This is a genomic window from Paeniglutamicibacter sp. MACA_103 (assembly GCF_045798555.1).
Taxonomy (GTDB): domain Bacteria; phylum Actinomycetota; class Actinomycetes; order Actinomycetales; family Micrococcaceae; genus Paeniglutamicibacter.
Genome location: NZ_JBIXLN010000096.1, coordinates 1 through 3,226, shown reverse-complemented (window position 1 = coordinate 3,226; position 3,226 = coordinate 1). Strand labels below are relative to the sequence as shown.

General features: G+C 55.1%; 1 rRNA gene. It reads right to left on the bottom strand.

What is annotated here, in order from left to right:
* Window positions 1–3,027 (bottom strand): 23S ribosomal RNA (locus tag ACIPVK_RS21635); the annotation flags it as partial.
* Between the last annotated feature and the right edge of the window lie 199 nt (window positions 3,028–3,226).

Below are 3,226 nucleotides of genomic sequence, written 5' to 3'. Positions count from 1 at the left end.
CACCAAATGGTGCATGGAAATCTCATCTCGAAGTGGGCTTCCCGCTTAGATGCTTTCAGCGGTTATCCCTTCCGAACGTAGCCAATCAGCGGTGCACTTGGCAGTACAACTGACACACCAGAGGTTCGTCCGTCCCGGTCCTCTCGTACTAAGGACAGCTCTTCTCAAATTTCCTGCGCGCGCAGCGGATAGGGACCGAACTGTCTCACGACGTTCTAAACCCAGCTCGCGTACCGCTTTAATGGGCGAACAGCCCAACCCTTGGGACCTACTCCAGCCCCAGGATGCGACGAGCCGACATCGAGGTGCCAAACCATGCCGTCGATATGGACTCTTGGGCAAGATCAGCCTGTTATCCCCGAGGTACCTTTTATCCGTTGAGCGACGGCCGTTCCACAACGTGCCGCCGGATCACTAGTCCCGACTTTCGTCCCTGCTCGAGCTGTCGCTCTCACAGTCAAGCTCCCTTGTGCACTTACACTCGACACCTGATTGCCAACCAGGCTGAGGGAACCTTTGGGCGCCTCCGTTACTCTTTAGGAGGCAACCGCCCCAGTTAAACTACCCATCAGGCACTGTCCCTGACCCAGATCATGGGCCGAAGTTAGGTGACCGGTACAGCCAGAGTGGTATTTCAACGATGACTCCACCCGAACTAGCGTCCGGGCTTCACAGTCTCCCACCTATCCTACACAAGCTGCACCGAACACCAATACCAAACTATAGTAAAGGTCTCGGGGTCTTTCCGTCCTGCTGCGCGTAACGAGCATCTTTACTCGTAGTGCAATTTCGCCGAGTTCATGGTTGAGACAGCGGGGAAGTCGTTACTCCATTCGTGCAGGTCGGAACTTACCCGACAAGGAATTTCGCTACCTTAGGATGGTTATAGTTACCACCGCCGTTTACTGGGGCTTAAATTCTCAGCTTCGCCCACAAGGGGCTAACCGGTCCTCTTAACCTTCCAGCACCGGGCAGGAGTCAGTCCGTATACATCGTCTTGCGACTTCGCACGGACCTGTGTTTTTAGTAAACAGTCGCTTCCCCCTGGTCTCTGCGGCCCACACCCGCTCACGCCAGCAAGTGGCGGTCACGGGGCAGGCCCCCCTTCTCCCGAAGTTACGGGGGCATTTTGCCGAGTTCCTTAACCATGATTCTCTCGATCGCCTTAGTATTCTCTACCTGATCACCTGTGTCGGTTTGGGGTACGGGCGGCTAAAACCTCGCGTCGATGCTTTTCTTGGCAGCATAGGATCACCGAATCACCCCCCAAGGGGGGCGCCTATCGGGTCTCAGGCTATGTGAGTCGCGGATTTGCCTACGACTCGCCCTACACCCTTGGACCAGGTCAATTCCATTGCCTGGCTCGGCTACCTTCCTGCGTCACACCTGTTAATACGCTTACCTCCCTGGATCGGGTCCCGCGCCGCACACCCGGTAACATTCCCGAAGGAACATTGGTGGGCACTTGGGGCGGTTAGCATCACCAGCTCGGTATGGGCGGTTTTTCGCCGGTACGGGAATATCAACCCGTTGTCCATCGACTACGCCTGTCGGCCTCGCCTTAGGTCCCGACTTACCCAGGGCAGATTAGCTTGACCCTGGAACCCTTGATCATTCGGCGGACGGGTTTCTCACCCGTCATTCGCTACTCATGCCTGCATTCTCACTCGTGTGGGCTCCACCGCTGGTTTACACCGCGACTTCACTGCCCACACGACGCTCCCCTACCCATCCACACGGCTGGACCACGAAGGCCTGCCACATATGTGAATGACGCAACTTCGGCGGTGTGCTTGAGCCCCGCTACATTGTCGGCGCGGAATCACTTGACCAGTGAGCTATTACGCACTCTTTCAAGGGTGGCTGCTTCTAAGCCAACCTCCTGGTTGTCTTCGCAACTCCACATCCTTTTCCACTTAGCACACGCTTAGGGGCCTTAGTTGGCGTTCTGGGCTGTTTCCCTCTCGACTATGAAGCTTATCCCCCACAGTCTCACTGCTGCGCTCTCACTTACCGGCATTCGGAGTTTGGCTGACGTCAGTAACCTTGTAGGGCCCATTAGCCATCCAGTAGCTCTACCTCCGGTAAGAAACACGCAACGCTGCACCTAAATGCATTTCGGGGAGAACCAGCTATCACGAAGTTTGATTGGCCTTTCACCCCTACCCACAGCTCATCCCCTCCATTTTCAACTGAAGTGGGTTCGGTCCTCCACGCGCTCTTACACGCGCTTCAACCTGGCCATGGGTAGATCACTTCGCTTCGGGTCTAGATCACGCCACTAACTCGCCCTATTCAGACTCGCTTTCGCTACGGCTTCCCCACACGGGTTAACCTCGCGACGTAACACTAACTCGCAGGCTCATTCTTCAAAAGGCACGCTGTCACCCCAACAAGGAGGCTCCAACGGATTGTAAGCGCACGGTTTCAGGTACTATTTCACTCCCCTCCCGGGGTACTTTTCACCATTCCCTCACGGTACTTGTCCGCTATCGGTCATTGGGTAGTATTTAGGCTTACCAGGTGGTCCTGGCGGATTCAAACGGGATTTCTCGGGCCCCGTCCTACTTGGGATACTCTCACAAAGCGGCGGCACGCATTCGCACTACGGGACTCTCACCCTCTACGGTCCGGCATTCAAGCCGATTCGCCTATGCGCCCGCACCTCACTTCACCAGCCCGGCAGAACTGGTATGGAAAGTCCCACAACCCCGACCATGCAACGCCCGCCGGCTATCACACATGGCTCGGTTTAGCCCCATCCGCGTTCGCTCGCCACTACTAACGGAATCACTATTGTTTTCTCTTCCTGCGGGTACTGAGATGTTTCACTTCCCCGCGTTCCCTCCACGCAGCCTATGTGTTCAGCTGCGGGTCATACGGCATGACACCGTACGGGGTTTCCCCATTCGGAAATCCTGGTCTCAACGTCCGGTTATCGACTCCACCAGGCTTATCGCAGATTCCCACGTCCTTCTTCGGCTCCCAATGCCAAGGCATCCACCGTGCGCCCTTAAAAACTTGACCACAAACATGATCAAAAATTTACATGAGCTATATATTATTACAATCGAAAGAACCAAGAAAAACACACCCGAAAGTGCGTTCACCAGGTTCAATAATTCATAAGAAATTGCTATGCAAGACAAGGAAAAATCCCTGCCTCACAAGATGCTCGCGTCCACTATACAGTTCCCAAACAACAACCCCGTCACACCCACCACCA